The sequence below is a fragment of the Burkholderia pseudomultivorans genome (genome assembly GCF_902499075.1).
Classification (GTDB): Bacteria; Pseudomonadota; Gammaproteobacteria; order Burkholderiales; family Burkholderiaceae; genus Burkholderia; species Burkholderia pseudomultivorans.
Genome location: NZ_CABVPP010000001.1, coordinates 80,847 through 106,925 on the forward strand (window position 1 = coordinate 80,847; position 26,079 = coordinate 106,925).

Here is a 26,079-nt window from a genome sequence, read left to right on the forward strand (position 1 = left end):
ACCATTTTGCATAACTTTCCGGGCAAGCCCAAGCGTTCCGCGCAACGACGCGGCCGGCCCGGTCATGCACCGCGCCGCAACGCATGGAAACCGGTCGGCTCCCAGATTCGCTTCGCGATCAGCAATCCGGTCCCGTGCTTCTGCCCGAGCGGCGCCGACGCCGACTCCGCATGCAGCGCGGCCGCCTTGCTGCGCAGCCGGCGCAGTTCCAGTTCGAGTTCCGCGGCGGCCGCTTCGGTCAGCATCCCCTGCGAGAACGTCATCGTCTCGCCGGGGCCGTCGAAGCGGCTGTCGAGAAAATCGCCGAGCGCGTGTGCATGGAAATAGCGGCGAATCGGGCCGCCCGGCAGCCAGTCGAAGTCGCGCGCCACGCGCACGCGGATCCGGTCGCCGGGCAGCAGCGCGACGACGTTCATCCGGTCGAGCATCAGCAGGTATTTCACGCACTCGGCCTTCGTCACGCGATAGGTCGACACGATGTCCTGCACGGTCCAGTAGTTGATCGCGCAGACGGCGACCAGCAGCAGCTTCTCGTCCGATACGAGCAGCGCCTCCTGCTGCTCGCTCAGCACGTGCAGCCGCGGCGCGGACGCCGACGCCTCCTGCACGAGCTCGGCCAGCGTGTAGCCGAGCAGCTGCGCGATCTCGACGAGGCGCTCCAGCGTGAAGCGACCGCTCGCGAACAGCCGCTTCACGCTGGTCTCGGACACGTCGAGCGCGCGTGCGACGTCGCGGTAAGTCATCCCCTGCGCCTTCAGCTGGCGCTTCAGCGTATCGATAAGTTGGGCGGTCTCGGTCATTCAAGTATCGAAAAATGATGCTTCGAGTCGGATATTAGGCTACTCGTGCATGCAAATGTACGATTTTAGATACTTGTCTGCATAATTCGCCCCGTGCTGTCACTCCCCGAGACGGAGCCGAAATGTCCACCCGAACCGAAACCGCCGCGTACGACCCGCATCGCGCCACGCCGCGCGATACCCGCGACACGGATCGCACGCTGCCGCTCGCGACCGTCCGCACGCTCGCCGCCAGCGCGCATGTCGGCGATCTCGTGTTCATCCGCGCGGCGACAGGCGCCCCGCGCGACCCGGCAGGCACGGCGGGCGCATGGGCCAATCGGTTCGGGATCGTCGTCGACACGTCGGGCGACGAGCCGGTGATCGCCGAGCCCGGGCTCCCGTGGACGAAGCTCACGCCGCTCGCACGCTTCGTCGCCCGCGCCGGCGGCGGACGCATCGCGCTGGCGCGTCGCACCGCCGCGCCGACGGCCGACGCGCAGCGCCGGCTGCACGGCACCGCCGAACGGCTGATCGGCGCACTGCTCGGCTCGCATTTCAACCTGCGCGCGCGCCGCGAATTCTGCGCGCGCTACGTGAGCGAAGTGCTCGGCGCCGACGGCACCGCGACGCCCGCGGCCCTGCTGCGCAGCGGCGCGCTGTCGCTCGAATTCGACGGGATCGTGTTCGATCCCGCCCGCCAGTAACGACGGGCAGGCGCAGGGAGACCCGATAACAACAACAACGACATACCAAAAAACAGCGACGGGCTGGCTAGAGGGCCGTGCACGGGGTCGTCGACGGTGACGACGACGCGAAGCCCGATCGCTTTATCCGCCGGACAGGCATCCTGTCCGGCGGCGTCTTTATTGGCGCGGCGCCTGAAAACATAACGAACGGTTATGCGATTCGCGAAAAAAGGTCATTTTGCATAACTTTCCGGATTGGCTAAAGTCCTGCCATCCACTTCGCGAAATACCTATCAGGAGACGCCCGATGGATTCCCCCACGATCCTCACGCCGCGCGACTGGCCGTCGCATCCCGCGTATATCCATCCCGAGTACCGTTCGTCGGTGAAACGCGGCCCGACCCGGCCGCTGATCCCGCTGAAGGAAAAGCTGCGCGACCAGTACGCGCCCGTCTATGGCGCCGAGGATCTCGGCGCGCTCGACCACGACCTGACGAAGAACGCGGTGAAGAACGGCGAGCCGCTCGGCGAACGCATCGTCGTCACCGGCCGCGTGCTCGACGAAGGCGGCAAGCCCGTGCGCAACACGCTCGTCGAGGTGTGGCAGGCGAACGCCGCAGGCCGCTACGTGCACAAGGTCGACCAGCACGACGCGCCGCTCGACCCGAACTTCCTCGGCGCGGGCCGCTGCCTGACCGACGACGAAGGCCGCTACCGCTTCCTGACGATCAAGCCCGGCGCGTATCCGTGGGGCAATCATCCGAACGCGTGGCGCCCGAATCACATCCACTTCTCGCTGTTCGGCGACTACTTCGGCTCGCGCCTCGTCACGCAGATGTATTTCCCCGGCGATCCGCTGCTCGCGTACGACCCGATCTTCCAGGGCACGCCCGAGGCTGCACGCGATCGGCTGATCTCGCGCTTCTCGATGGACATCACCGAAGAAGGCTATGCGCTCGGCTACGAATTCGACATCGTGCTGCGCGGCCGCGACGCCACCCCGATGGAGCGCTGAACCATGACGACGCTGAAGCAAACCCCTTCGCAGACGGTCGGCCCGTACTTCGCATACGGCCTGTGCCCGCAGCAATACGACTACGACCTGAAGAGCCTGTTTACGCCGACGATCGCCGCGCCGCACGCCGAAGGCGAACACGTGCTGCTGGTCGGCCAGGTGTTCGACGGCGACGGCAAGGTCGTCAGCGACGCGATCCTCGAGTTCACGCAGGCGGACGGCGCGGGCCGCTACCCCGCGTCGCGCGCCGACATCGCGAACTCGGGCTTCACCGGCTTCGCGCGCGTCGGCACGGGCACCGATGCGCAGCACCGCTTCGTCGTCGAGACGGTGAAGCCGGGCCGCATCGCTGCGGACGAAGCGCCGCACATCAACGTGACCGTAATGATGCGCGGAATCCTCACGCATGCGTTCACCCGCGTGTACTTCGACGACGAAGCCGCGGCGAACGCGACCGACCCCGTGCTGAACCTGGTGCCGGCCGAGCGCCGTGCGACGCTCGTCGCGAAGCGCGATGCGCAGCCGGGCCGGCCGACCGTGTACCGCTTCGACATCCGGATGCAGGGCCCGGAAGAAACCGTGTTCTTCGACGTCTGATGCACGCGCCGGCGCAAGCCGGCGCCGCACGGACCGCAACGCCGCGTGACGCGATGCCGATCAGGCCTCGCTGTCACGCGGCGTTTTTCGTTTCCGCCGACAGCATTCGATGCTGCGCCGCATGGCGTCCGGCTGCGACCGCCGAGATCGGCGCAACGGGACTTCCGACCCTTACATCTATGCAGCGTCGAAACGCATGCTGCAAACGCACATGCTTCACCGGCTTCGCGGAATTGACTAACGCGTTACGCGACGTATTCTGTGCTATCTGAAACGACTCGATCGAATTGAATCGAATAAGGAAATAATGACCAAAAAATGCGCGACACGGCCCAGGCCGCCGGCTCGCGCATTTTTTCTGACCGGGTGCCTTTGGCGCGGCTGCGAAATTCGGCAGGCGCGCATTTTTTTGCGCGGTCGCCGCGGCGGGCATGCGCCGCCGGATCCGGCGGCTAGCGGCGAATCTCCAGATACCGGCTCGGCGTGTCGCCCAGGATGCGCCGAAACGCCGACGCAAACGCGCTGGCGCTCGCATAGCCGAGATCGAGCGCCACGCGCGTCACCGGCTGCCCGTCGCTCAGGCGGGCAATCGCCGCGAGCATGCAGACCTGCTGGCGCCACGCGGCGAAACTCACGCCCGTCTGCGCGCGGAACAGCCGCGTAAACGTGCGGCGGCTCAGGCCCGCGTCGGCAGCCACGCGGTCGAGGTCGGCCGCGATCGACGGCGACGCGAACAGGTGTCGGCAGATCCGCGCCAGACGCGCGTCGACCGGCAGCGGCGCATGCAGCGACAGACGCGGCATCGCGGCGATTTCCGCGACCAGCAGCGCCATCAGCTTGCCCGCGCGCCCGTCGACGTCGTACATCGCCGGCAAGTCGATCGCCTCGTCGATCAGCTGCCGCAGCAGCGCGGAGACGCCGTAAACGCCGCAATGCTCCGGCAAGCCGGCCGCGTGCGCGGCGTCGTCCGACACGAAGGTGTTGAGCATCGTGACCGGCCCGCTCATCGTCATTTCGTGCCGCACGCCGGCCGGCACCCAGCATGCGCGCTGCGGCGGCACCAGCCAGCGGCCGTGCGGCGTCGACACGCTGATCGTGCCGCGCGACGCGAACGCGAACTGCCCGCGCGCGTGCGCGTGCTCCGGAAACGTCGTACCCGCCGCGTAATCGTTGGCGATCACGACCACGCTGCGCGGAATGTGTTCGTAGGGATCAAGCAGCGTATTTCTCATGGCCCGAATTCCATCATGAATGACCCGATATCGAAAGCGGGTCGCCTTCGACGATCTACGATCCCAGTGACGAGATCGTCGGCCATCATCCGGTGAAGGTGCTGATCGGCGAACACGATCCGGCGTTCGACGCCGCGCTGATGGCCCGCACCTATCTGCGGCGCTACCCGCTCGCGACCGTCGACGTGCTGCGCCATGCGGGCCACTACCCGATGAACGAAACCCTGCTCGCACTGGTTGCGGCGATCGAGTCCTTCCTGCTCGCCACGGCAGCGGAACCGGCCGGTCGCGCGTGACGGGCGCGGCATGCTGTCGGCGCGCGTCATCGCAGCATGAACGACATCGCCGACAGGCTGTTCAGCGTGCGCACCACGTGCTCAACCGACGGCCCGTCGAAACGCAACGTCACCGCATCCACGCGCGTCAGCGACGGCAGCACCGCGAACAGGTCGGCGATCGCGGCCGTCTGCACCCGCAGCGTACAGGCGGCCGGCGCGGGCCGATGCGCGCCCGCGCGCCAACCCGCCGATACCGCCTGCGCCACCGTTTCGCGCGCGGCGACGGCGATCCGCGCACAGGCGGCGGCGGGCGTCAGCGTGTCGCCGCTCGACGCGCCGCCGGCCGTCTTGACCGTCTCGAAGCGCGCGTCCGGAAACAGCGGCCGCGTTTCGTCGGCGAACACGTCGTCGCCGGTCGCAAGCGCGACATGCGTGCCGTACTCGCGCGCGAGCGCGCCGTACAGCCCGGCTTCGCCGAGCTCGACGCCGTTCAGCCACACCTGCGTGAACGCGAAGCTGTTGATGGTGTGCGCAAGCACGCCGCGCGTCTGCGATTTCGCGTGATAGCCGATCATGAACACGAGATCGGGCCGCTGCTCGAGGCCCGCCATCATCCCGAGCGTGCGCGGCTTGCCGAGCACCACGCGGGCACGTGCATCGAGCCCGTCGGGCAGCAGGTTGCGAAAGCCGCCGTGCGAATCGTTGACCCACACGGCCTGCGCGCCGCCCGCGAATGCGCCTTCGATCGCGGCGTTGGCCTCGGCGGTCATCCAGCGGCGCGCGCGCTCGTACTCGGGATTGCCGGCGCGCGTCTGCTCGACGGCGAACACGCCGGCAACGCCTTCGATGTCGGTCGAAATCAGGATCTTCATGAATGGTTCGAACGGTCTGCGTGGAAGAGGCGATCGAGATCGGGCAGCGCGTCGCGCAGCGACTGCCGCAGATGACCGTCGCGCCCGGCGACCGTCACGGCCTGCAGCAGCGCATCGGCGATCGCGTGCTCGACGCTTTCGGCCGCGGCCATGAACAGCGGATCGAGCGCGGCATCGGCCAGCAGCGCCGGCAGCGCGACATGCGTGGCATCGTGCGCGATCGTGTACGCGGTCGAGAACGCGAGCGCGAGGTCGCCGCTGCCGTGCCCGTAGACGGAGCCCGTGCGTGCGAGCCCCGCACCCGCACGGCGGGCGAGCCGCGACAGTTGCCGCGCATCGAGCGGCGCATCGGTCGCGAGCAGCAGGATGATCGAACCCTGCTCGGGCGGCGCGGCCTGCGCAGCGGCGGCCGCCTGCCGCCCGGCAAGGACCTGCCCGACCGGTACGCCGCCGAGCGTCAGCATCGGCAGCCGGCCGAAATTCGCGAGCACGAGCGCGCCGACCGTATACGGCCGCGCGGCCGCGACGGCGACCCGCGACGCCGAGCCGATCCCGCCCTTCAGGTCGAAGCACGACATCCCGCGCCCGGCGCCCACCGCGCCGCGCGCAACCTCGCGCGACGCGGCGCGGCACGCAGCGTCGTAATGCGCGGCCGTCACCGCGAATGCCTGGATGTCGTTCAGATAGCCGTCGTTGCACTCGAACACGAGCGGATTGACGGTCGACCAGTCGCGGCCGATCTGCGGATTCGCGGCGATCGCCGCGCGGATCTGCGCGTGCGCGACCGCGCCGACGCCGAACGTATTGGTCAGCGCGATCGGCGTATCGAGCGTGCCGAGTTCGTCGACCTGCACGAGCCCGACGCTCTTGCCGAAGCCGTTGATCACCGCCGCGCCGGCCGGCACCTTGCTGCGATACACGTCGCCCGGATGCGGCTTCACGACCGTGACGCCGGTCTGCACCGCGCCGGCGTCGAGCGTGCAGTGGCCGACCGTCACGCCCGGCACGTCGGCGATCGTGCCGCGCGGCCCGGCCGGCAGCGTCGCGCTCCACATCGTCTGCACGGCAACCATCAGCGGCGCTCCAGTTTCGGATCGAGCGCGTCGCGCAGCCCGTCGCCGAGCAGGTTGAACGCGAGCACGGTCAGGAAGATCGCGAGGCTCGGGAAGATCGCGACGTGCGGCGCGCTCACCATGTCCGCGCGCGCCTCGTTGAGCATCGCGCCCCACTCCGGCGTCGGCGGCTGCGCGCCGAGCCCGAGGAACGACAGGCTCGCGGCCGTGATGATCGAGGTGCCGATGCGCATCGTGAAGTAGACGACCACCGACGACACGGTGCCCGGCAGAATATGCCGCATGATGATCGTCCAGTCCGACGCGCCGATGCTGCGCGCGGCCTCGACATAGGTCATGTGCTTGAGCATCAGCGTATTGCCGCGCACGAGCCGCGCGAACGCCGGGATGCTGAAGATCGCGACCGCGCAGATCACGTTGATCATGCCGTTGCCGAGGATCGCGACCACGCCGATCGCGAGCAGGATCCCCGGGAACGCGAACAGCACGTCGGCGATGCGCATCGTGATGCGGTCCCACCAGCCTTCGTAGTAGCCGGCGAGCAGCCCGAAGAACGTGCCGATCAGCGCGCCGAGCGCGACCGAGAAGAAGCCGGCCGCGAGCGAGATGCGCGTGCCGGCGACGATCCGGCTGAAGATGTCGCGGCCGAGCGAATCGACGCCGAACCAGTGCACGGCAGACGGCCCCGCGTTCAGCGCGTCGTAGTCGAAATAGTTCTCCGGATCGAACGGCACGACATGCGGGCCGACGAACGCCAGCACGACGAGCAGCAGCACGAAGCCGCCGGCGACGAGCGCCACGGTCTGCCTGCGGAACTTGCGCCAGAATTCGCGCCACGGCGTGCGGATCGCGGTCGATGCGGGGGGCGCCGCGGTCGGGACAGTCGCGTTCATGCGCACCTCACTTGAACCGGATGGTCGGGTTGATGACCGCGTACAGCACGTCGACGGTCAGGTTGATCAGGATGAATTCGAGCGAGAACAGCAGCACGATCGCCTGGATCACCGGGTAATCGCGCATCGTCACCGAATCGACCAGCAGGCGGCCGAGCCCCGGCCAGTTGAACACGGCCTCGACGACGATCGAGCCGCCGAGCAGGAAGCCGAACTGCAGCCCCATCATCGTGACGACCGGGATCATCGCGTTGCGCAGGCAGTGCTTGAGCACGACCATCGGCTCGTGCACGCCCTTCGCGCGCGCGGTGCGCACGAAGTCCTCGTTCAGCACCTCGACGAACGACGCGCGCGTGAAGCGCGCCATCACCGCCGCGACCGCCGCGCCGAGCGTCAGCGACGGCAGCACATAGCTCTTCCACGTGCCGTCCGGCACGACCGGCAGCCAGCCGAGCTTCACCGAGAAGATCTCCATCAGCAGCATGCCGAGCGCGAACGCCGGAAACGAGATGCCCGACACCGCGAGCGTCATGCCGATGCGATCCGGCCAGCGATTGCGCCACACCGCCGACGCGATGCCGATCGCCATCCCGAACAGCGTCGCCCACGCCATGCTGACGATCGTCAGCATCAGCGTCGGCATGAAGCGCTCGCCGATCTCGGTCGACACCGGCCGCTTGCTGCGCGTCGACTTGCCGAAATCGCCGTGCGCGATCTTCACGAAGAAGCTCGCGAACTGCGTCGGCAGCGGCCGGTCGAGCCCGAGATCGGCGCGCACCAGCGCGACCGTCGCGTCGTCGGCTTCGGGGCCCGCCGCGAGCCGCGCCGGGTCGCCGGGCAGCAGGTGCACGAACAAGAACACCAGCACCGCGACGATCGCGAGCGTCGGCAGCAGGCCGAATAGGCGTTTGATGATGAAATTCAGCATGAGGGCACCGGATCCTGGCGGCCCGCCGCGCGTTCGACATGCCGCGCCGGCGAGCCGCGATGCGCGCGGACGCGCTTACTTCATCGAGATGTCGTCGATGTTGAACGAAGCGTCCGGCATCACGTAGACGCCCTGCAGCCGCTTGCTGCGCGCATAGACGATGCTCTCCTGCACGAGGAAGATCCACGGCGCATCGGCCCAGACACGCTTCTGCGCATCGGCGTACAGCTCGGCCTTCTTCGCGCGGTCGACGGTCTGCAGCGCCTTCGCGAGATCGTCGTCGAAGGCCGGATTCCGGTAGTACGCGGTATTGAACAGCTTCGGCGGCGCCGACACCGTCGCGAGCAGCGGCGCGAGCGCCCAGTTCGCCTCGCCGGTCGACGCGGACCAGCCGATATAGAACATCCGCACCGGCGCGGTCGCCGGATCCGGCGCGCTCTCGACCTTCGACACGCGCTCGCCCGATTCCAGCGCCTGCACCTGCGCCTTCACGCCGACCTGCGCGAGCTGCTGCTGCAGGAACTGGATCACCTTCTGCGACGTCGTGTTGTTGTAGCCCGACCAGAGCGTCGTCTCGAAGCCGTTCGGATAGCCGGCCTCCTTCAGCAGCGCGCGCGCCTTCGCCGGATCGTACGGCCAGGGGCCTGTTTTCGTGGAGAATTCGACGCCCGGCGGCACGACGCCCGTCGACGGCGTCGCAAAGCCCGAGAACGCGACCTTCACGAGCGCGTCCTTGTTGATCGCGTAGTTCAGCGCCTGGCGCACCTTCAGGTTGTCGAACGGCTTTTGCTGCATGTTCAGCGACACGTAGCGCGCGACGATCGACGGCCGCTCGACGATATCGAGCTTCGGATTGGCCTTCAGGTCGGGCACCTGCTCGTACGGAATGCGGAACGCCATGTCCGCCTGGCCGGCCTTCATCAGCGCCGCGCGCGTGTTGTTGTCGATCACGGGCTTCCAGTCGATCCCGTCGATCTTCGGATAGCCCTTCTTCCAGTAGCCGGCGAACTTCTTCACCTTCAGGTCGTCGGTCTGCTTCCATTCGACGAACTCGAACGGTCCGGTGCCGACCGGATGCAGCGCAATGTCGCGCCCCCACTTCTTCAGCGCCGTGGGCGAGATCATCACCGCGGACGGATGCGCGAGCGTGTTGATGATCGCCGAGAACGGCTCGCGCAGCGTGATCTTCACCGTGTACGGATCGACGACTTCGGTCTTCTCGATCACGCGGAACAGGTTGTAGCGCTTCAGCTTGTTCGCCGGATCGGTCACGCGGTCGAAGTTGGCCTTCACCGCTTCCGCGTTGAAATCGGTGCCGTCGTGGAACTTCACGCCCTTGCGCAGGTGGATCGTGTAGACCTTCGCGTCCGGCGACGCTTCATACCCGGTCGCGAGCACGTTGACGACCTTCATGTCCTTGTCGAACCCGAACAGGCCTTCGTAGAACGACTTGGCCGCGGCCTGCGACACGGTGTCGTTCGCGTCGTACGGATCCATCGTCGTGAAGGTCTGGTCGACGGCGATCACCGCGGTCTGCTGCGCGAGCGCGGGCAGCGCGGCCGTCAGCGCAAACACGCTCGCGCCGGTCGCGATCAGCGTGCGCAGGCGAAACATCGGGAACGAAAGCGATTGGTTCATGCTGGCTGGCTCCTGTGCAAGGTTCTGTGACGCGTGATGAATTCGCGGGACGACGCCCCCGCTTTGGAAAAAAACGCGTCGCAACGCGTGCGCGACGGCATGGCGCTGCGTCAGTACGCGCCGCCGACGCGATGCGTCGCGACGTAATGCCCGGGCCCGACCGCGACGAGCGGCGCGACGACGGGCTCGTCGCCGACCGCGCGGATCGGGCTCGGGATCTCGTCCGCCGCGAGCTGGCGCGGCGCATGCCGGCGCGCGGGATCGGCGACCGGCACCGCGCTCATCAGCTTCTTCGTGTACGGATGCTGCGGCGCCTCGAACACCGCGCGGCGCGGGCCGATCTCGACGATCTGGCCGAGATACATCACCGCGACGCGATGGCTGATGCGCTCGACGACGGCCATGTCGTGCGAGATGAACAGGTACGCGACGCCGAGTTCGCGCTGCAGGTCGAGCATCAGGTTGACGATCTGCGCCTGCACCGACACGTCGAGCGCGGACACCGATTCGTCGGCGATCACGACCTTCGGGTTCAGCGCGAGCGCCCGCGCGATCGCGATCCGCTGGCGCTGGCCGCCGGAGAATTCATGCGGATAGCGGCGCGCCGCCTCGGGCGGCAGGCCGACCTTGTCGAGCAGCCAGTCGACGCGCGCCTGCGCGTCGCGGCCGTTCGCGACGCCGTGCACGAGCAGCGGCTCCATGATCGAGAAGCCGACCGTCAGGCGCGGGTTCAGCGACGCGAACGGATCCTGGAAGATGAACTGGATGTTCCGGCGCAACGCCTGCAGGTCCGCGCCCTTCAGCGCGCTGATGTCGCGGCCGTCGAATTCGATCGAGCCGCTCTGCGATTCGACGAGGCGCAGCAGCGAGCGGCCGGTCGTCGACTTGCCGCAGCCCGACTCGCCGACCAGCGCGAGCGTTTCGCCGGCGCGTAGTTCGAAGCTCACGCGCTCGACCGCATGCACGTATTGCGACACGCGGCCGAACAGCCCGCTCTTCACCGGAAAGCGCGTGACCAGGTCGCGCACGCGCAGCACCGGCGGCGCGCCCGGATCGACGTGCGGCTGCGCATCGCCGTGCACCGGAACGGCCGTGCCGGCGCCGTCCACTTTCAGCAGCGGGAATTTCTCGGGCGCGTCGGTGCCGTGCATCGAGCCGAGCCGCGGCACGGCCGCGAGCAGCGCGCGCGTGTAGCGATGCACGGGCGCCGCGAAGATCCGCTCCGACTCGCCCTCCTCGACCTTCTCGCCGCGATACATCACCAGCACGCGGTCGGCCACTTCGGCGACCACGCCCATGTCGTGCGTGATGAAGATCACGCCCATCTTCATCTCGTCCTGCAGCCCGCGGATCAGTTGCAGGATCTGCGCCTGGATCGTCACGTCGAGCGCGGTGGTCGGTTCGTCGGCGATCAGCAGCGCCGGCCGGCACGACAGCGCCATCGCGATCATCACGCGCTGCCGCATCCCGCCCGACAGCTGATGCGGGTAGCGCGCAAACACGCGGCGCGCCTCGGGAATGCGCACGAGGTCGAGCAGGCGCAGCGCTTCCGCGCGCGCCTGGCCCGGCGATTTCGACTGGTGCAGCGCGATCGCCTCGCTGATCTGGTCGCCGACCGTAAACACCGGATTGAGCGACGTCATCGGCTCCTGGAAGATCATCGCAATGTCCGCACCGCGGATGCCGCGCATCGTCGCGGCGCCCGCCTGCGCGAGGTCGAGCAGCGCGCCGCCGCGACGCCGCAGCACGATCCGGCCGCTGGTGATCTCGCCGCCGCCGTGCTCGACCAGCCGCATCAGCGCGAGCGACGTGACCGACTTGCCGGAGCCCGATTCGCCGACGATCGCGAGCGTCTCGCCGCGATCGACGTGAAACGACACGTTGCGCACCGCGTCGAAGGTCGCGCCTTCGCGGCGAAACGTGACCGACAGGTCGTCGACCGCAACGACGCGCTGCTCGGGCAGCACCAGGCCGGACGGATTTCGGTTCGAAGTCATGCGTGAGCCTCCTGCGGCGCTCCGGAATCAACTCGCATCGTCGTCGCGATAGATGCCGACGACCGGCGTTTCGCCGACGCGCGCGTAGCCGCGATACATCCCCTCGGTGTTGAACGGCATCGCGACGTTGCCGTGCGCGTCGACCGCGACGATGCCGCCGCGCCCCGCGAGACGCGGCAGCTTGTTCATCACGACGTCGTGCGCGGCGTCGGCGAGCGACGCGCCGCGGTAGGCGATCTGCGCGGCGACGTCGTGCGCGGTCGCGAGCCGGATGAACATCTCGCCGGTGCCGGTCGACGACACCGCGCAGGTCGCGTCGTCTGCATAGCAGCCCGCGCCGATGATCGGCGAATCGCCGACGCGCCCCGGCTGCTTGTTGGTGATGCCGCCCGTCGACGTCGCCGCCGCGACATGCCCGTGCAGGTCGCACGCGACCGCGCCGACGGTACCGTGCTTGCGATCGGGATCGAGCGGCTCGGGCGGCTGCGCCGCGCCGAACGCGAACGTCGCGGCGTCGTGATCGAGCATCGTGCCGGCCGCCGCGCGCGCCTTGAGCCACTGCGCATGGCGCGCCTCGGTGTCGAAGTAGCCGGGCTCGACGAGTTCGAGCCCCTGTGCGGCCGCGAACGCGTCGGCGCCCGCGCCCGCGAACAGCACGTGCTCGCTCGCTTCCATCACGCGCCGTGCGGCGAGCACCGGATTGCGCACGCGCGTCGCGCAGCAGACGGCGCCCGCGGCAAGCGTCGCGCCGTCCATGATCGCGGCGTCGAGCTCGTGCCCGCCTTCGGCCGTGTATACCGCGCCGCGCCCGGCGTTGAACAGCGGGCAGTCTTCGAGCATCCGCACCGCGACGGTCACGGCGTCGAGCGCGCTGCCGCCGTCGGCCAGCACCTGCTGCGCGGCCTGCAGGATCGCGGTCAGCTCGGCGCGGTACTGCCGTTCGGTGTCGGTGTCCATCGCATTGCGCAGGATCGTGCCTGCGCCGCCGTGAATCGCGACGATCGCGGTCGAAGTCATGGTTTTTTCGGGCGAGGAATGGAAAGGTTGGCGGCCGGCACCGCCGCTTGCGGCTGCACGAGCCAGGGCAGCAGGAATTCGGTCATCTCGGCGGCGGACTTCGCGGAGCGGTGCGTGCGCAGCGCGACCGCATCGATCAGCGCCTCGATCGTCGCGAGCACGGCCGCCTCCGACGTCGCCGCGAAGCGCCGTTCGGCCTTCACGTACAGGTTCAGCGACGCGATCGGCGCGAGCGGCGAGCCGGGCCCGTCGGAAATGCCGAGCACGCGCGCGCCGCGCGCCGCCGCCCGTCGCGCCAGCTCGATCGTGTCCTTCACGTAGCGCGGAAACGCGAGCGCGATCACGAGATCGCGCGCATCGGCCGTATACAGCCGCCGCGCCGCGTGCGACGGGCCGCCGAGCAGCGCGAGCGACTGCACATTGTCGTGACACACCGACAAGCCGTGCTCCATCAGCCCCGCGAGAAACGCGCTCGAGCCCGCGCCGAGGATCAGCACGCGCCGCGCGCCGACGATCGCCTCGACCGCGGCCTCGACATCGGCCGCGTCGAGCTGCGCGCGGGTGCTCTCGATGTTCGCGACCGCCTGGTCGAACACTGCGTCGATCCAGACGGCGCCGCGCACGCCGGCCTCCTGCTCCTGCGCCGAACGCAGCCGCTCGACCGGCCCGAGCGTCGCCTCGAAACCGCGCACCAGCGCCGCGCGCATCGCCGGATAGCCGTCGAAGCCGAGCGCCTTCGCGAAACGGTTCGCGGTCGCGATCGACGCGTTCACCGCGAGCGCCAGTTCGTCGATCCGCATCGTCGCCGCGCGAAACGGGTTCGCCAGCACGAACTCGCCCATGCGCCGGTGGATCGGCGTCATCGACGGCATCGCCGACGCGATGCGTTCGGCGATCACGGGTTCGTCGTGGGTGACGTCGTGCTGAACGTGGGTCGTCATGAGCAGCGAGCGGTGCAAGATGGATGAAAATCAATTTACACAATTCACGGCGAAGAAAAAATTAATTTTCATCAGGGTTGTCACGCCCCTCGCCGCCGCAGCCGCGCTGCGCGGCCGTCGTCGAGCACCGCGGAGCCCCGACGCACGGGGGTTCGACACGAAATGGGCACGCGCGCCGCGCGCGACGTCGCGGCTCATGCGGGTTTTCCCGAACACGCCGATACCTTACAATCTGTCAGCCTGATCGCTGCACAACCCTTCTTGCAGTCCTGACACCGGGGTACACTCGACGCACGCCGTATCAGGGTCCGACGCGCGCCTTGCGCGGCCGGGCGGCGTTGCGCTTCGTTGCACCCACAACTGGATGCCAGCCATGCCAGATTCCCGTCCCTCGCCCCGCACGACGTTCAAGCCGCAGGTCGTCGTGCCGTCGCTGGCGCTCATCGGCGCACTGCTCGTCGTCTGCGCGCTGCTCCCGAACGAGGCCGGCGCGCTGTTCACCGCCGGTCAGCAATGGGTCGTCGCGCGCTTCGACTGGTTCTACGTGCTTGCCGTCACCGCGTTCCTCGTGTTCCTCGTGCTGATCGCCGCGAGCGACTTCGGCAACATCCGGCTCGGCCCCGACGACGCCGAGCCCGAATTCAGCTTCGTGTCGTGGACCGCGATGCTGTTCGCGGCCGGCATGGGCATCGGCCTGATGTACTTCGGCGTCGGCGAGCCGATGCAGCACTTCCTGAAGCCGCCCACCGTCGATCCCGCGACGCCCGCCGCCGCGCGCGAAGCGATGCTGATGACGTTCTTTCACTGGGGCTTCCATGCATGGGCGATATACGGGCTGATGGGGCTCGTGCTCGCGTACTTCGGCTTCCGCTACAACCTGCCGCTGACGCTGCGCTCCGGGCTGTATCCGGTGCTGCGCGAGCGCGTGAATGGCTGGATCGGCCACGCGGTCGATGCGTTCGCGCTCGTCGGCACGGTCGCCGGCATCGCCACGACGCTCGGCTACGGCGTGATGCAGATCAGCGCGGGCCTGCACACGGTCGCGGGCTGGGACACCGGCGGCAACGCGTTTCGCATCGGGCTCGTCGTCATGGTCGTGATCCTGGCGGGTGCGTCCGCCGCCAGCGGCCTCGACAAGGGCGTGCGCCGGCTGTCCGAGCTGAACCTGCTGCTGGCGTTCCTGCTGCTCGCGTTCGTGGCCGTCGCGGGGCCGACCACGTTCCTGCTGCGTGCGCTCGGCGACAACATCGGCCAGTATCTGTCGAGCCTCGTCGCGCTGTCGTTCCGCACCTATGCCTATGCGCCGCCGCGGGAGGAAGGCTGGTTCGGCGGCTGGACGATCCTCTACTGGGCGTGGTGGGTGTCGTGGTCGCCGTTCGTCGGCATGTTCATCGCGCGCATCTCGCGCGGCCGCACGATCCGCCAGTTCGTGATCGGCGTGCTGCTCGTGCCGACCGCGTTCAACCTCGTCTGGATGACCGTGTTCGGCAACAGCGCGATCTGGCTCGACACGCACGGCGCGGCCGGCGCACTCGCGCAGACGGCCACCAACGTCGACGCGCTGCTGTTCCGCTTCTTCGATTTCCTGCCGCTGTCGCAGCTGCTGTCGATCGTCGCGATCGTGCTGATCGCGGTGTTCTTCGTGACCTCGGCCGATTCGGGCGCGTTCGTGGTCGACCAGATCGCCACGCGCGGCGCCGCGCACTCGCCCGTGTGGCAACGGCTGTTCTGGGCCGCGCTGCTCGGCGTGACGGCGGCCGTGCTGCTCGTCGCGGGCGGGCTCGGCGCGCTGCAGGCGATGACGCTGATCGCCGCGCTGCCGGTCGCCGTCATCATGCTCGCGCTCTGCTACAGCCTGTGGCGCGGGCTCGCGGCCGACCGCGCGCACTATTCGCAGGACGTCGCGCCGGCAACCAGCTTCTGGACCGGCCAGCACTGGCGCCATCGCCTGACGCACATCCTGCGGCAGACGACCGAGGCCGACGCGCGCCTGTTCGTCGCCGAGACCGTCGCGCCCGCGCTGCGCAAGGTCGCCGACGAGCTGCGCGCCGGCGGCGTCGATGCGCACGTGCAGCGCGACAGCGACGACGCGGTGCGGCTCACCGTGCCAACCGCCGAACAGCGCGACTTCGTGTACGGCGTGCGCGTGACCGCGAAATCCGCGCCCGCGTTCCTGATGCGCGAGGCGGCGGAGCCGGAATCGGCCCGGCCGCACGTGTACGGGATCATCACGTTCTTCGAGGATGGACGACTCGGCTACGACATCGAATACCTGCGCGGCGACGAAGTGATCGCCGACGTGCTGCGTCAGTACGAGCGCTATGTGTCGCTCGCGGCCGACAAGCGCACGCACCTGCTGAGCCGCGCGCCGGGGCACGCGACGGAGGCGGAATGAACGCGCGCGCGATCGCGGCCGCGCGGCACGCGCCCGCAGTGCGCGCAGGATCCGTGCGATGAGCGGCATCCTGCACGATCGCACCGCCGACTTCGTCGCGCTCGGCACGCTCGTCGTGCTGTATCTCGGCGGCTTCGGCCTCGCGGTCTGGCGCATCCGCGCCGCTGCGCCGCGCGGCAAGCTCTACTGGATCGCCTGCCTGGCGCTGCTGGCCGGCGGCGCGTTCGCGGTCGCCGGCAACCTGACGCCGGTGCCGAACAGCGGCGCGATGCCGCCGGGCTTCGCGCTCGGCGTCGAGGCGATCCTGCTCGGACTCGTGCTCGTCGCCGCAGGCTGCGCGTGGCTGATGCTGCGCGCGCGGCGCGGCTGAGCCGCGTGCGCCGTCGGCCGTCTCGACATCGCGCCCGAACGGCGCGCACGTCATGCGCGCGGCCGCCCGGCCTGCCCCTTACCTCACCGCCGACGGCACGCGTGCCGTAACCAGCCAGCACGCCGCGTCGAACCGCACGTCGGCGCCCTGCACGTAAGGCTCGAACGCCGTGCGGACGGTTTCGACCACGCGGCGTCGCGTCGCATCGTCCACCTGCTGCAGCGCGAGGCCGACCGGCCCCAGTCGCGCGATGTAGTCGTTCGGCGCGGGCTCCGGCAGCGCGCATGCGATGTCGACCGGCTCGATCGCGATGTCGGCCCAGCCGCTGCCGGACAGCACCGAGGCGATCCGCTGCCGGTCGCCGAACGCGAACTGCCCGGGCGCGCCGGGCCGCCGCGGCGGCAGGTCCGGCAGCAGCGGCGCCGCGGCCCGCTCGGCGGTCGTCATGAACAGATTGTCGAGCGCGCTGCGCCACGCGACGAATCTCAGCTCCGCATCGATGCGCGCCGCGCGCCGCAGATTCGCGAACGCTCGGACCGGATCGTCGAAAAACATCACGCCGAAGCGCGACACAATCAGGTCGACGCTGGCGGGCGCGAACGCATGCGTCTGCGCATCCGCACATACGAAGCGCACACGCAGGCCGCTGCGTTGCGCACGCGCGTGCGCCGCGTCGATCATCCGCGCCGAGATGTCGACGCCCGTGCACTGCGCATCCGCGCCGAGCCGCCGCGCGATCGCGAGCGTGACCGCGCCCGTCCCGCAGCCGACGTCGAGCACGCTGCGCGCGGACGATGCGGCGGCCGTATCCGCGAGCAGCGTGCCGACCGGTTCGAACATCCGGTCGAGCGGCGCCTGTATGTCGACCCACGCGCGTCCCGACGGGCCGTTCCACAGCGCGGACTGTTCTTCGTTGGGCTGCGCCTGTTCCATCTCCGATTCCCCTTGCCTGCTGCGTTGATCGTGAATCAGACTGTGCCGCCTCAAGCCGGCTTGAAGTCAAGACTGTCGCGACGCTCGTTCCGGCAAGCATCGCCTCGCCTTCTTTTCATATTTCTTACATTCGCGCTGCGTATCGTTGACGACTTTTCCACGGTGCCTCCCATGCGACGACTCTTCCCGCGCGCGTTGCTCGCGCGCTGCGCGGCCCTTGCGGCCCTCGCCTCGCTATCCGCGTGTTCGAACCACATCGATGCACCGGCCGATCCGGCCAGCGCCGCGATCAACGTGCAGGCCGCGTGGGTCGAGATCGGCGACGCGAACCAGGCGATCGCGCGCGCGATCACGACTTACCAGCCCGCGTCGTCCGGCGATCCGCTGTGTCCGCAACTGGCCGTCGACGGGAAACTGTCGCGCATGACGCTGCGCGCGGGCGCCGCGACCGTGCCGCAGCGACCGACCGCCAGCGATCCGGCCGATTCGAAGCCGTCGAGCTTTCCGGTTTCCGTTTGCGAAGCGACGCTGCCGTCCGACGCGCAGTCGGCGAGCGTCGCGGGCCGCGCGCTGCCGCTGCCGAAAGCGCAGCCGCAGCGCATTGCGATCATCGCCGACACCGGCTGCCGGATGAAGAAGGCCGACAACGCGTGGCAGGCCTGCAACGACGCAACGGTCTGGCCGTTCGACACGATCGCGGCGAGCGTCGCGAAGCTGTCGCCGGATCTGGTCATGCATATCGGCGACTATCACTACCGCGAGAACGCGTGCCCGCCGGACATCGCCGGCTGCAAGGACAGCCCATGGGGCTACGGCTGGGATACGTGGCAGGCCGACCTGTTCCGGCCGGCCGCGCCGCTGTTCGCGAAGGCGCCGTGGATCGTCGTGCGCGGCAATCACGAGGAATGCGCACGCGCCGGCCAGGGCTGGTTCCGCTTCCTCGATCCGCACCCGTACGCGGCCGCCCGTTCGTGCGACGACCCGGCCAACGACAACGACGCGAACTACTCGGAGCCGTATGCGGTGTCGCTCGGCGGCGGCACGCAGGTGATCGTGTTCGACACCGCGAAGGTCGGCCGCAATCCGCTGAAGCCGACCGACGCGCAGTTCGGGATCTATCGGAAGCAGTTCCAGACCGTCGCGGCGCTCGCGTCGAAGGCCGGCATGACGACGACGATCTTCACGAACCATCATCCGATCCTCGCGTTCGCGCCGATCGCGGGCAGCACGCCCGCGCCGGGCAACCTCGCGCTGCAGTCGGTGATGTCGAGCCTCAACGCGCAGGCGTACTACCCGCCCGGCGTGCATGTCGCGCTGCACGGCCACGTGCACGATTTCCAGGCGATCAACTTCTCGTCCGGGCATCCGGCGACGATCGTGTCCGGCAACGGCGGCGACAATCTCGACGTCGCGCTGCCCGATCCGTTCCCGGCCGACCTGACGCCCGCGCCGGGCGCCGTGATCGAACGGCTGTCGCACAACAACAGCTTCGGCTTCCTGATCATGGAACGGCGCGCGGCGCCGGCGACGGGCTGGGTATTCCACGCGTATTCGGCGGCGGGCAAGCTGCTCGCGTCGTGCGACCAGTCGGGCACGACGCTCGCATGCGACAAGACGGGGTTCATTGCGCCGTGATCGACGAGGTTCGATACGCGCGTCGTTCGGCGCGCTCGCGCGATCGGTGCGCGGTCGTGACGAAGTCGCACACGGCGTCGGGACAGGTTTCCGCTGCGGCTGCGGGCGCGGTTCCTTTCGAAGTGCTCGCTCCGGCTGCCGTTTCGACTGCTTCGGTAAATTGGGCCGCAGCGCCGGGCCGGACTTCCGTCTCCGCGCTCGCCCGCCGAAAACGCATGCTGCTGGCATGCGCGGCCGCGACGCTTGCCGGGCTGGCGCTTACGGCAAGCGCCGCGCCGCCTTCGGAAACGGTGCTGCTGCCCGGCGCGCCGCCGTCGCGCGTGGTCGACATCGTCGGCAACGGCACACCGCAGGTCGCCGGCAAGATCGACGCGGCAACCGCGCGTTTCGCCCCCGACCCGACGCTCGTCGCGCTCGGCCGCCGGATCTTCTTCGACACGCGGCTGTCCGAGCCGCGCGGGATGTCGTGCGCCGGCTGTCACGATCCGGGCCGCGCATTCGCGCCGACGCTGTCGGCGGCTTCGCTCGCGGGGCCCAGCGTGCCGCAAGGCAGCCGGCCCGGGCACTTCAGCGCGCGCAACGCGCCGTCGCTGCTGTACGTGCGCTATGTGCCGCGCCGCCACTTCTATCAGGACGACGATGCGCCGGCGCCGTCGCCGTTCGGCGGACTGTTCGCCGACGGCCGCGCGGACACGCTCGCCGAGCAGATCCGCGGGCCGCTGCTCGATCCGGACGAGATGAACAACCGCTCGCCGGCCGCGCTGCTGCGCAAGGTCGACGCGACCGAACTCGCTCCCGATCTCGCCGCGCGCTTCGGCGCATCGGTGCGGCGCGATCCCGCGCAGCTCGTCCGCGCGCTGGGGCTGGCCGTCGAAGCGTATCTGCAAAGCGACGAGATGGCGCCGTTCACGTCGCGGTTCGACGCGTACCTGCGCACGCGCACGCCGCTCGCGCCGGCCGAAATGCGCGGTCTCGCACTGTTCCGGAATCCCGACAAGGGCAATTGCATGACCTGCCACACGCTGTCGGACACGTCGAGCCGCCCGGAACGCTCGCTGTTCACCGATTTCGGCTACGACGCGATCGCGGTGCCGCGCAATCGCGCGCTGCCCGCGAACCGCGACCCGCGCCGCTTCGACAACGGGCTGTGCGACACCGCGCGCCGTCTGCGCTGGCCGGACCCGACGCAATGGTGCGGCTACCTGCGCACGCCGGGGCTGCGCAACGTCGCCGTGAAACAGACCTTCATGCACAACGGCGTGTTCACGACGCTGCGCGACGCGGTCGCGTTCTACAACACGCGCTCGACCGACCCGCGCCGCTGGTATCACGGCGCGACGACGTTCGACGACGTGCCGGCCGCCTATCGCGGCAACATCAACGTCAACTCGACCCCGATGAACCGCCGGCCCGGCACGCCGCCCGCGCTGACCGACGCGGAAATCGACGACATCGTCGCCTTCCTCGGCACGCTGACCGACGCGCGCTACGCGCAGGTCGCCGCTGCCACGCCCGCCGGCGGGACGCCGGCCACACCGGGCGTCCCGCTCTCCCGCACCGCCGCCTCGGCGCGCTGACCCTGGCCGAACGGCCAGCGGCCCGTGCGCCGCTTGCGGCCGCCCCGAACACTGGTTATATTTACAGTACTGTATCGATGAACAGTGGAGTGTGCGATGGAACATCTGGTCCGTATCGTCAACGACACCGATCGCCAAGTGCTGGCATGGCTGCGTGCCCAGGTCGGCGACGCCCGCGTCGAGCGCGCGGCCCGTCAACTCGGGCATACACGCAAGCCGTTCCCGTCCGCCGTGTGCCGGTATCTGGGCATGAACGCGCCGGCCACGCTGCGTCACGCAAGCTTGCCGCGCGTCGCGCGCGACTTCTCGGTGGGCGATCGCTATCTGTCCCTGATTCGTGAACACCTCGCCGCGCATACGGCCGGGCGCTGAGAATGCGGCCGCCTGCGCCCGGCGGTTCGAGCGGGCCGGTCGAACGCCGATGCGGGCGAGCCGTCGCCCGTCGGCAGTTGCCCGATTCAGGCCGCCGCGACCGCTTCGCGCGCGAGGCGGCCGAGCGTTTCGATCGCCGCTTCTTGCGTGGCGTCGAACGTCTGCGGGCATCCGATGCGGATATACGCATCGAAGCGGTCGGAATTCGAGAAGATCGAACCGGGCGCAATCCGCACGCCATGCGCCAGCGCGGCGTCGAACAATGCATCCGAATGCACGCCGTCGGGCAGCGCGATCCACAGCAGCATTCCGCCCGGCGGCCGATTCATCCGTGTGCCGGCCGGAAAATGGCGCGCAATCGCATCGATCGTCGCGTCGCGCTGCACCCGCAGTTGTTCGCGGAACCGATGCAGATGGCGGTCGAACGCGCCCGAGCCGACAAATTCGGCCGCCACGGCCTGAAGCAGCGCGGCGTTGTGCCGGCTTTGCGCGAACTTCAGCATCTTCGCGCGCGCGTGCCAGCGCCCCGCGCTCATCCAGCCGAGCCGCATGCCGGGGGCGAGCACCTTGTTGAACGACGGGCAGTAGATCACCGTGCCGTCGCGATCCCACGCCTTGACGGGCTTTACGGTTTGCGGCGCTTCGACGAGTTCGCGGTAAGGCTCGTCCTCGATCACGGCCACGCCCCGGCTCGCGCACAACGCGACGAGTGCGGCCTTGCGCTCGTCGGGCATCACGCTGCCAAGCGGGTTCTGCAGGTTCGGCACGACGACCACCGCGCGAATGTCCGGATACGCGGTCAGCGCCACTTCGAGCGCCTCGACCGACAAACCGGTGGTCGGGCTGGCCGGAATCTCGAGCGCACGCAGTCCGAGACTTTCGAGCAACTGGATCAGCCCGAAGAACGCCGGCGATTCGATCGCGATCGTGTCGCCGGGCCGCGCGACTGCGCGCAGCGCGAGATTCACGGCGTCGACGCCGCCGCTCGTCGACAGCACGTCGTCCGGCGACACGGCCACGCCGTACGACAGCGCGCGCTTCGCCATCGCCTGCCGAAACTCGAGCGAGCCGCCGACGCGCCCCGCATCGGTCAGCAGCGTCGGCTGGCGGCGCAGCAACCGGATCGCCAGCGCCTGCAGGCGTTCGGTCGGATACAGCGCGGCCGACGCGGACGCGCCGCCGAGATTCAGTGCATCGACCGCCGCATTCCCGCGGTCGATCACGCGCGACACGCGCTCGTGCAGGCCCGCGAACGGCGGCTCGACCGACAGCGGCGGCCCGTCGGTTTCGGGCAGCGCGTCGAGCGCAAGCGACGCGCGGCTGCGCACGAAGTAGCCCGAACGCGGCTTCGCCTCGCACCAGCCGGTGTCTTCGAGCCGACGGAACGTCTGGATCGCCGTCGACAGGCTCACGCCGTGCTGCGACATGAACGCGCGCACCGACGGCATCCGGTCGCCGGGCAACAGCGTGCCGGCCGAGATGATGCGGCGGTAGTGCTCGGCGAGCCGTTCGTACAACGGCTCGCCGGCCATCGGCAACAGGCCGCGGGATGCGTCGGTAAAAGATGTCATGCGGGCCATCGTGCCCGCGCAGCGCCATGCCCGCCAGATACAGATTCGGGGGAAACCCGCCGATACAGCGACGCAAAACCGCCGGCTGCATCGCAACAGATTCCCGTCCCCTGAATCTGTCGCGTCCGCGTCCGTTTCCGTAACCTGACTCCAGGTTGCCGCCTCGCCGTCGCGGGGCCGCGCGACCGGAACAATCGGAACGGGATCCGCCATGCGAACGCAAGACATCCGGCTCGACGCCGGGCAAAGCCACATTGCGTGGTTCGACAAGGGTAGTCAGGTGGTCGTGCTGGACGGCGCGCTCGCCGTCACGTTGCGTCACGGCGGGCTCGACTGGCTGCCGGACGCGCCCGCGGGCCTCCGGCGCGTGCTGGCCGAAGGCGAATGCCTGACGATCGAGGCCGACGGTCATGTGACGCTGGCCGCCAATGGCGCCGGCACGGTCCGTGCGACGGTGGCGGCGGCGTCTGCCGATCGCCATCGCCCGCTCGGCCGGTGGCTGGCGATCCTGCGCGGGCTGCCCGCACAACTGCTCGGCAGCCTGCGGGTGCGCGCACGCCGCTGACGTCGCGGCCGGTCGCGTCGCGCGAACGTCAGCCGCTTTGCCGACGCCCGCGGCGCGCCGTCCCGCGCTGGAGCGGCCATTCGAACAACGCCATCCCGGCCAGCATTGCGCCGACGAACGCGATGCCCTTGACCGATCCCAGGCCGATCGACACGATCGCCGGCCCCGGGCAGAACCCCGCGAGCCCCCAGCCGACGCCGAATGCCGCGCTGCCGGCCACGAGGCGCACCGTAATCGCGCGCGCCGTCGGCATCTGCATCGGCAGACCGAGCCACGAACGCGGCCGGCGCTTCGCCCATGCGAATGCGAACACGGCGACACCGGTCGCTCCCGCCATCACGAATGCGAGCGACGGATCCCAGCGGCCTGCGAGATCGAGGAAGCCGAGCACTTTCTGCGGATTGGCCATCCCCGACACGATGAGGCCGATCCCGAACAGCAACCCGGAGACAAAAGCGAAGGCGGCCGGCATGTCACCCTCCGATCACGTGACGTCGCACAAACACGGTCACGAATCCCGCAAGCATGAAGGTCGCCGTCGCGACCACCGACCGCACCGCGCCGCGCGACAGCCCGCACACGCCGTGGCCGCTCGTGCACCCGCCCGCATAGCGCGTGCCGATCCCGACCAGCAGGCCGGCCGCGAGCAGTTCGGGCCAGCCGGTGTCGACCTGCGGCGTCACGGCTTCGCCTGCGATGCGCATCGCCAGCGGCGCGGCGATCAAGCCGGCGACGAACGCCGCCCGCCAGCCGCGCTCCGCAAAGCCCGACGCGAGCAGGCCGCCGACGATGCCGCTGATCCCGGCGATCCGTCCGTTGAACGCCACCAGCCACGCAACGGCGAACCCGATCAGCACGCCGCCGGCCAGCGACAGCCACGGCGTGAAATGAAGCGCATCAAGCTGCATCGCGCTCCCCTTTCGCGGCCGGGCCGCAGAACTGCTCGTACAGCACGCCCATCACCGCGATCGCGGCGGGGCTGTCGAGCGTGTAATGAATGTTCTTGCCTTCGCGGCGCGTACGGACCAGCGCGTGGTCGCGCAGCACGCCGAGCTGCTGCGACAGCGTCGGCTGGCGGATGTCCAGCCGCGCCTCGAGCTGGCTCACGCAGCGTTCGCCCTGCGACAGCTCGCAGAGCAGCAGCAGCCGGTCGGGATTCGACAGAACCTTGAGCAGCGCGCACGCGGATTCGGCGGCCGCCCGCATTCGATCGGGGTCGGGAAAATCGGCGGAGAATTCGACGGTCATCGGCGGGCGAAACAACAATTGCGAAACAAACATTATATAGATTCATATAACATCCGACCTCGCGGCTCTTCCGAACCATATCTGAACCCGCCTGAACGCCCGGCTCCGCTCAAACCTGCTCGCCCGCGATGGCGTCCGCCACCGACGCCCGCTTCGCGCCCGCGCCGAGCGCGAACACCGCGATCCCGGCGATCACGCACGGCGCCGCGACGACCGCGAACGCGGTCGGCAACGGCAGCCCCATCGCCAGCATCGCGCCGCCCGCCATCGACCCGACCACCGATCCGCCGCGGCCGATCCCGTTCGCCCAGCTCACGCCCGTGGTTCGGCACTCGGTCGGATAGAACGCGGCCGACAGCGCATTCGCGCCGACCTGCGAGCCCGACACGCAGAAGCCGGCCGCGAACACGGCCAGCGCGGCGCCCCAAGGCGATGCTGCGCAGACGCCGATCGCCGCGACGAACGCGCCGGCGGCCGCATAGCTGCACGCGAGCACGCGATGCGGATCGAAGCGGTCCATCAGCCAGCCGAGCACGATCGCGCCGAGCGTGCCGCCGATCTGGAACATCGCGGTCACGCGCGCGGCCGTCTGCAGCGTCGCGCCGGTCGTGCGCAGCAGCGTCGGCAGCCAGCTCGACAACAGGTAGATCACCAGCAGGCTCATGAAGAACGCGAGCCACAGCAGCAGCGTGCCGCGCAGCAGATCCGGCCCGAACAGGCGGCCCAGCGGCGACCCCGCCGGCTTGCCGCGCGGCGCGACGAACGACGCGTGCGCGAGGTGCGGGTCCGGCTCGATGCGGGCCAGCATCGCCGCGATCCGTTCGCGCGCCGCGCCCGCGTTGACGAGGTAGCGCACCGATTCCGGCAGCCGCCACGCGAGCACCGGCAGCAGCAGCAGCGGCGCGGCGCCGCCGACCAGCAGCACCGCGCGCCAGCCGTCGCGTTCGATCAGCGACGCGGCCGCGAGCCCGCCGAGCGCGGAGCCGATCGTGAAGCCGCAGAACATCGTCGTCACGAGCAGCGAGCGGCGCCGCGCCGGACAGTATTCGGAGGTCAGCGTGATCGCGTTCGGCATCGCGCCGCCCAGCCCGAGGCCGGTCGCGAAACGCCACGCGATCAGCTCGGTCAGCCCGCCCGCGCTCGCCGACGCGGCGCTCGCGATGCCGAAGCACGCAACGCATGCGAGCAGCAGGCGCTTGCGTCCGAACCGGTCGCCGAACGGCCCGAACACGAGCGCGCCGGCCATCAGCCCGGCGAGCCCCGCGCCGAACACGGGCGCGAGCTGCGCGGGCGACAGCCCCCATTCCGCGCGTATCACCGGCGCGATGAAGCCGATCGACGCGGTGTCGAAGCCGTCGATCGCGACGATCAAAAAGCACAGCACGACGATCGCGGCCTGAAACGGCGCAACGCGATGACGATCGATCCATTCGCTGACGTCGATGGACAGCGTATTGGTCATGA

Annotated in this window: 26 protein-coding genes and 1 pseudogene; 11 read left to right on the plus strand and 16 right to left on the minus strand. The window is 69.4% G+C overall.

Annotated features, from left to right (window positions below):
• Positions 1-62 precede the first annotated feature (62 nt).
• Complete coding sequence (locus tag BST28156_RS00345; RefSeq protein WP_060238539.1) at positions 63-800, minus strand: helix-turn-helix domain-containing protein; 738 nt, start codon at positions 798-800, stop codon at positions 63-65.
• Between the two features lie 122 nt (positions 801-922).
• Here BST28156_RS00345 and BST28156_RS00350 point away from each other — a divergent pair, with 122 nt between their 5' ends.
• The 3 genes from BST28156_RS00350 (at position 923) to pcaG (ending at position 3,080) form a co-directional block, all read left to right on the plus strand.
• Positions 923-1,486 (plus strand): YiiX/YebB-like N1pC/P60 family cysteine hydrolase, encoded by a 564-nt coding sequence (locus BST28156_RS00350; protein WP_174901109.1) that lies wholly within the window; start codon positions 923-925, stop codon positions 1,484-1,486.
• A 289-nt stretch (positions 1,487-1,775) separates the two neighbouring features.
• Positions 1,776-2,483 carry a protocatechuate 3,4-dioxygenase subunit beta gene (gene pcaH, locus BST28156_RS00355; RefSeq protein WP_009688951.1) on the plus strand — a complete coding sequence of 236 codons (708 nt, stop codon included), beginning with the start codon at positions 1,776-1,778 and terminating at the stop codon, positions 2,481-2,483.
• A gap of 3 nt (positions 2,484-2,486) precedes the next feature.
• A complete protein-coding gene (gene pcaG, locus BST28156_RS00360; RefSeq protein ID WP_174901110.1) occupies positions 2,487-3,080 on the plus strand; it encodes a protocatechuate 3,4-dioxygenase subunit alpha in 594 nt (197 codons plus the stop codon).
• A gap of 452 nt (positions 3,081-3,532) precedes the next feature.
• Here the strand turns inward: pcaG and BST28156_RS00365 are convergent, their stop codons facing one another.
• The gene (locus BST28156_RS00365; protein WP_174901111.1) at positions 3,533-4,312 is read right to left on the minus strand and encodes an AraC family transcriptional regulator; all 780 of its coding nucleotides are present in this window, start codon (positions 4,310-4,312) and stop codon (positions 3,533-3,535) included.
• 59 nt (positions 4,313-4,371) lie between these two features.
• On the opposite strand from BST28156_RS00365, the pseudogene BST28156_RS00370 reads away from it, so the two are divergent.
• Positions 4,372-4,608: pseudogene (locus BST28156_RS00370) on the plus strand (alpha/beta fold hydrolase); the annotation flags it as partial.
• Positions 4,609-4,634: 26 nt separating this feature from the next.
• On the opposite strand, the gene BST28156_RS00375 reads toward BST28156_RS00370, so the two are convergent.
• From BST28156_RS00375 to BST28156_RS00410, 8 genes are all read right to left on the minus strand, one after another.
• Entirely contained in the window at positions 4,635-5,462 is an 828-nt protein-coding gene (locus BST28156_RS00375) for a M55 family metallopeptidase (RefSeq protein WP_060238555.1), read from the minus strand.
• Positions 5,459-6,535: a DmpA family aminopeptidase gene (locus BST28156_RS00380; protein ID WP_174901112.1), complete on the minus strand. Its 1,077-nt coding sequence runs from the start codon at positions 6,533-6,535 to the stop codon at positions 5,459-5,461. The genes BST28156_RS00375 and BST28156_RS00380 overlap by 4 nt, the downstream gene beginning before the upstream one ends.
• A complete protein-coding gene (gsiD, locus tag BST28156_RS00385) occupies positions 6,535-7,428 on the minus strand; it encodes a glutathione ABC transporter permease GsiD (RefSeq protein ID WP_060238562.1) in 894 nt (297 codons plus the stop codon). Before gsiD ends, BST28156_RS00380 begins: the two co-directional genes overlap by 1 nt.
• Before the next feature lie 7 nt (positions 7,429-7,435).
• Positions 7,436-8,356, minus strand: a complete 921-nt coding sequence (gene gsiC / locus BST28156_RS00390) for a glutathione ABC transporter permease GsiC (protein WP_060238567.1) — start codon at positions 8,354-8,356, stop codon at positions 7,436-7,438.
• Positions 8,357-8,431: 75 nt separating this feature from the next.
• Positions 8,432-9,994, minus strand: a complete 1,563-nt coding sequence (gsiB, locus tag BST28156_RS00395) for a glutathione ABC transporter substrate-binding protein GsiB (RefSeq protein WP_174901113.1) — start codon at positions 9,992-9,994, stop codon at positions 8,432-8,434.
• Positions 9,995-10,104: 110 nt separating this feature from the next.
• Positions 10,105-11,991: a dipeptide ABC transporter ATP-binding protein gene (locus tag BST28156_RS00400; RefSeq protein ID WP_174901114.1), complete on the minus strand. Its 1,887-nt coding sequence runs from the start codon at positions 11,989-11,991 to the stop codon at positions 10,105-10,107.
• Between the two features lie 27 nt (positions 11,992-12,018).
• Positions 12,019-13,008 carry an isoaspartyl peptidase/L-asparaginase family protein gene (locus BST28156_RS00405; RefSeq protein WP_174901115.1) on the minus strand — a complete coding sequence of 330 codons (990 nt, stop codon included), beginning with the start codon at positions 13,006-13,008 and terminating at the stop codon, positions 12,019-12,021.
• Complete coding sequence (locus BST28156_RS00410) at positions 13,005-13,949, minus strand: MurR/RpiR family transcriptional regulator (protein WP_174901116.1); 945 nt, start codon at positions 13,947-13,949, stop codon at positions 13,005-13,007. The genes BST28156_RS00405 and BST28156_RS00410 overlap by 4 nt, the downstream gene beginning before the upstream one ends.
• 19 nt (positions 13,950-13,968) lie before the next feature.
• Between BST28156_RS00410 and BST28156_RS00415 the strand changes: the two genes are divergently transcribed.
• From BST28156_RS00415 to BST28156_RS00425, 3 genes are all read left to right on the plus strand, one after another.
• The gene (locus tag BST28156_RS00415) at positions 13,969-14,193 is read left to right on the plus strand and encodes a hypothetical protein (protein WP_174901117.1); all 225 of its coding nucleotides are present in this window, start codon (positions 13,969-13,971) and stop codon (positions 14,191-14,193) included.
• A 129-nt stretch (positions 14,194-14,322) separates the two neighbouring features.
• Positions 14,323-16,344, plus strand: a complete 2,022-nt coding sequence (locus BST28156_RS00420) for a BCCT family transporter (protein WP_059478356.1) — start codon at positions 14,323-14,325, stop codon at positions 16,342-16,344.
• Positions 16,345-16,402: 58 nt separating this feature from the next.
• Positions 16,403-16,714: a hypothetical protein gene (locus BST28156_RS00425; protein ID WP_174901118.1), complete on the plus strand. Its 312-nt coding sequence runs from the start codon at positions 16,403-16,405 to the stop codon at positions 16,712-16,714.
• A gap of 78 nt (positions 16,715-16,792) precedes the next feature.
• On the opposite strand, the gene BST28156_RS00430 is transcribed toward BST28156_RS00425, so the two are convergent.
• A complete protein-coding gene (locus tag BST28156_RS00430; protein ID WP_174901119.1) occupies positions 16,793-17,647 on the minus strand; it encodes a class I SAM-dependent methyltransferase in 855 nt (284 codons plus the stop codon).
• Positions 17,648-17,818: 171 nt separating this feature from the next.
• Between BST28156_RS00430 and BST28156_RS00435 the strand changes: the two genes are divergently transcribed.
• The 3 genes from BST28156_RS00435 (at position 17,819) to BST28156_RS00445 (ending at position 21,231) form a co-directional block, all read left to right on the plus strand.
• Positions 17,819-19,282, plus strand: coding sequence for a metallophosphoesterase family protein (locus tag BST28156_RS00435; protein WP_174901120.1), 1,464 nt, complete (start codon positions 17,819-17,821; stop codon positions 19,280-19,282).
• Positions 19,279-20,859: a cytochrome-c peroxidase gene (locus tag BST28156_RS00440; protein ID WP_437341279.1), complete on the plus strand. Its 1,581-nt coding sequence runs from the start codon at positions 19,279-19,281 to the stop codon at positions 20,857-20,859. Before BST28156_RS00435 ends, BST28156_RS00440 begins: the two co-directional genes overlap by 4 nt.
• A 96-nt stretch (positions 20,860-20,955) precedes the next feature.
• Positions 20,956-21,231 carry a CppA family protein gene (locus BST28156_RS00445; RefSeq protein WP_174901122.1) on the plus strand — a complete coding sequence of 92 codons (276 nt, stop codon included), beginning with the start codon at positions 20,956-20,958 and terminating at the stop codon, positions 21,229-21,231.
• A gap of 86 nt (positions 21,232-21,317) precedes the next feature.
• On the opposite strand, the gene BST28156_RS00450 is transcribed toward BST28156_RS00445, so the two are convergent.
• Positions 21,318-22,811, minus strand: a complete 1,494-nt coding sequence (locus tag BST28156_RS00450) for an aminotransferase-like domain-containing protein (protein ID WP_174901123.1) — start codon at positions 22,809-22,811, stop codon at positions 21,318-21,320.
• A gap of 202 nt (positions 22,812-23,013) precedes the next feature.
• On the opposite strand from BST28156_RS00450, the gene BST28156_RS00455 reads away from it, so the two are divergent.
• Complete coding sequence (locus BST28156_RS00455) at positions 23,014-23,367, plus strand: hypothetical protein (protein WP_060238602.1); 354 nt, start codon at positions 23,014-23,016, stop codon at positions 23,365-23,367.
• Positions 23,368-23,395: 28 nt separating this feature from the next.
• Here BST28156_RS00455 and BST28156_RS00460 read toward each other — a convergent pair whose 3' ends face one another.
• From BST28156_RS00460 to BST28156_RS00475, 4 genes are all read right to left on the minus strand, one after another.
• Entirely contained in the window at positions 23,396-23,839 is a 444-nt protein-coding gene (locus BST28156_RS00460) for a DUF6691 family protein (RefSeq protein ID WP_174901124.1), read from the minus strand.
• Position 23,840: 1 nt separating this feature from the next.
• Complete coding sequence (locus BST28156_RS00465) at positions 23,841-24,275, minus strand: YeeE/YedE family protein (RefSeq protein WP_060238611.1); 435 nt, start codon at positions 24,273-24,275, stop codon at positions 23,841-23,843.
• The gene (locus tag BST28156_RS00470; protein WP_437341277.1) at positions 24,265-24,615 is read right to left on the minus strand and encodes an ArsR/SmtB family transcription factor; all 351 of its coding nucleotides are present in this window, start codon (positions 24,613-24,615) and stop codon (positions 24,265-24,267) included. The genes BST28156_RS00465 and BST28156_RS00470 overlap by 11 nt, the downstream gene beginning before the upstream one ends.
• A 109-nt stretch (positions 24,616-24,724) precedes the next feature.
• A complete protein-coding gene (locus BST28156_RS00475; protein ID WP_174901125.1) occupies positions 24,725-26,077 on the minus strand; it encodes an MFS transporter in 1,353 nt (450 codons plus the stop codon).
• Positions 26,078-26,079: the final 2 nt, after the last annotated feature.

What these genes read in the sequence shown, in the direction of transcription:
- BST28156_RS00470 (WP_437341277.1), bottom strand. Translation starts at nt 24,615, where the DNA reads ATGACCGTCGAATTCTCCGCCGATTTTCCCGACCCCGATCGAATGCGG.
- BST28156_RS00400 (WP_174901114.1), bottom strand. Translation starts at nt 11,991, where the DNA reads ATGACTTCGAACCGAAATCCGTCCGGCCTGGTGCTGCCCGAGCAGCGC.
- BST28156_RS00430 (WP_174901119.1), bottom strand. Translation starts at nt 17,647, where the DNA reads ATGGAACAGGCGCAGCCCAACGAAGAACAGTCCGCGCTGTGGAACGGC.
- BST28156_RS00405 (WP_174901115.1), bottom strand. Translation starts at nt 13,008, where the DNA reads ATGACTTCGACCGCGATCGTCGCGATTCACGGCGGCGCAGGCACGATC.
- BST28156_RS00445 (WP_174901122.1), top strand. Translation starts at nt 20,956, where the DNA reads ATGGAACATCTGGTCCGTATCGTCAACGACACCGATCGCCAAGTGCTG.
- gsiB (WP_174901113.1), bottom strand. Translation starts at nt 9,994, where the DNA reads ATGAACCAATCGCTTTCGTTCCCGATGTTTCGCCTGCGCACGCTGATC.
- gsiD (WP_060238562.1), bottom strand. Translation starts at nt 7,428, where the DNA reads ATGAACGCGACTGTCCCGACCGCGGCGCCCCCCGCATCGACCGCGATC.
- BST28156_RS00345 (WP_060238539.1), bottom strand. Translation starts at nt 800, where the DNA reads ATGACCGAGACCGCCCAACTTATCGATACGCTGAAGCGCCAGCTGAAG.
- BST28156_RS00415 (WP_174901117.1), top strand. Translation starts at nt 13,969, where the DNA reads ATGGATGAAAATCAATTTACACAATTCACGGCGAAGAAAAAATTAATT.
- BST28156_RS00410 (WP_174901116.1), bottom strand. Translation starts at nt 13,949, where the DNA reads ATGACGACCCACGTTCAGCACGACGTCACCCACGACGAACCCGTGATC.
- BST28156_RS00350 (WP_174901109.1), top strand. Translation starts at nt 923, where the DNA reads ATGTCCACCCGAACCGAAACCGCCGCGTACGACCCGCATCGCGCCACG.
- BST28156_RS00475 (WP_174901125.1), bottom strand. Translation starts at nt 26,077, where the DNA reads ATGACCAATACGCTGTCCATCGACGTCAGCGAATGGATCGATCGTCAT.
- BST28156_RS00375 (WP_060238555.1), bottom strand. Translation starts at nt 5,462, where the DNA reads ATGAAGATCCTGATTTCGACCGACATCGAAGGCGTTGCCGGCGTGTTC.
- pcaG (WP_174901110.1), top strand. Translation starts at nt 2,487, where the DNA reads ATGACGACGCTGAAGCAAACCCCTTCGCAGACGGTCGGCCCGTACTTC.
- BST28156_RS00460 (WP_174901124.1), bottom strand. Translation starts at nt 23,839, where the DNA reads ATGCCGGCCGCCTTCGCTTTTGTCTCCGGGTTGCTGTTCGGGATCGGC.
- BST28156_RS00435 (WP_174901120.1), top strand. Translation starts at nt 17,819, where the DNA reads ATGCGACGACTCTTCCCGCGCGCGTTGCTCGCGCGCTGCGCGGCCCTT.
- BST28156_RS00420 (WP_059478356.1), top strand. Translation starts at nt 14,323, where the DNA reads ATGCCAGATTCCCGTCCCTCGCCCCGCACGACGTTCAAGCCGCAGGTC.
- pcaH (WP_009688951.1), top strand. Translation starts at nt 1,776, where the DNA reads ATGGATTCCCCCACGATCCTCACGCCGCGCGACTGGCCGTCGCATCCC.
- BST28156_RS00455 (WP_060238602.1), top strand. Translation starts at nt 23,014, where the DNA reads ATGCGAACGCAAGACATCCGGCTCGACGCCGGGCAAAGCCACATTGCG.
- BST28156_RS00425 (WP_174901118.1), top strand. Translation starts at nt 16,403, where the DNA reads ATGAGCGGCATCCTGCACGATCGCACCGCCGACTTCGTCGCGCTCGGC.
- BST28156_RS00365 (WP_174901111.1), bottom strand. Translation starts at nt 4,312, where the DNA reads ATGAGAAATACGCTGCTTGATCCCTACGAACACATTCCGCGCAGCGTG.
- BST28156_RS00450 (WP_174901123.1), bottom strand. Translation starts at nt 22,811, where the DNA reads ATGGCCCGCATGACATCTTTTACCGACGCATCCCGCGGCCTGTTGCCG.
- BST28156_RS00465 (WP_060238611.1), bottom strand. Translation starts at nt 24,275, where the DNA reads ATGCAGCTTGATGCGCTTCATTTCACGCCGTGGCTGTCGCTGGCCGGC.
- gsiC (WP_060238567.1), bottom strand. Translation starts at nt 8,356, where the DNA reads ATGCTGAATTTCATCATCAAACGCCTATTCGGCCTGCTGCCGACGCTC.
- BST28156_RS00380 (WP_174901112.1), bottom strand. Translation starts at nt 6,535, where the DNA reads ATGGTTGCCGTGCAGACGATGTGGAGCGCGACGCTGCCGGCCGGGCCG.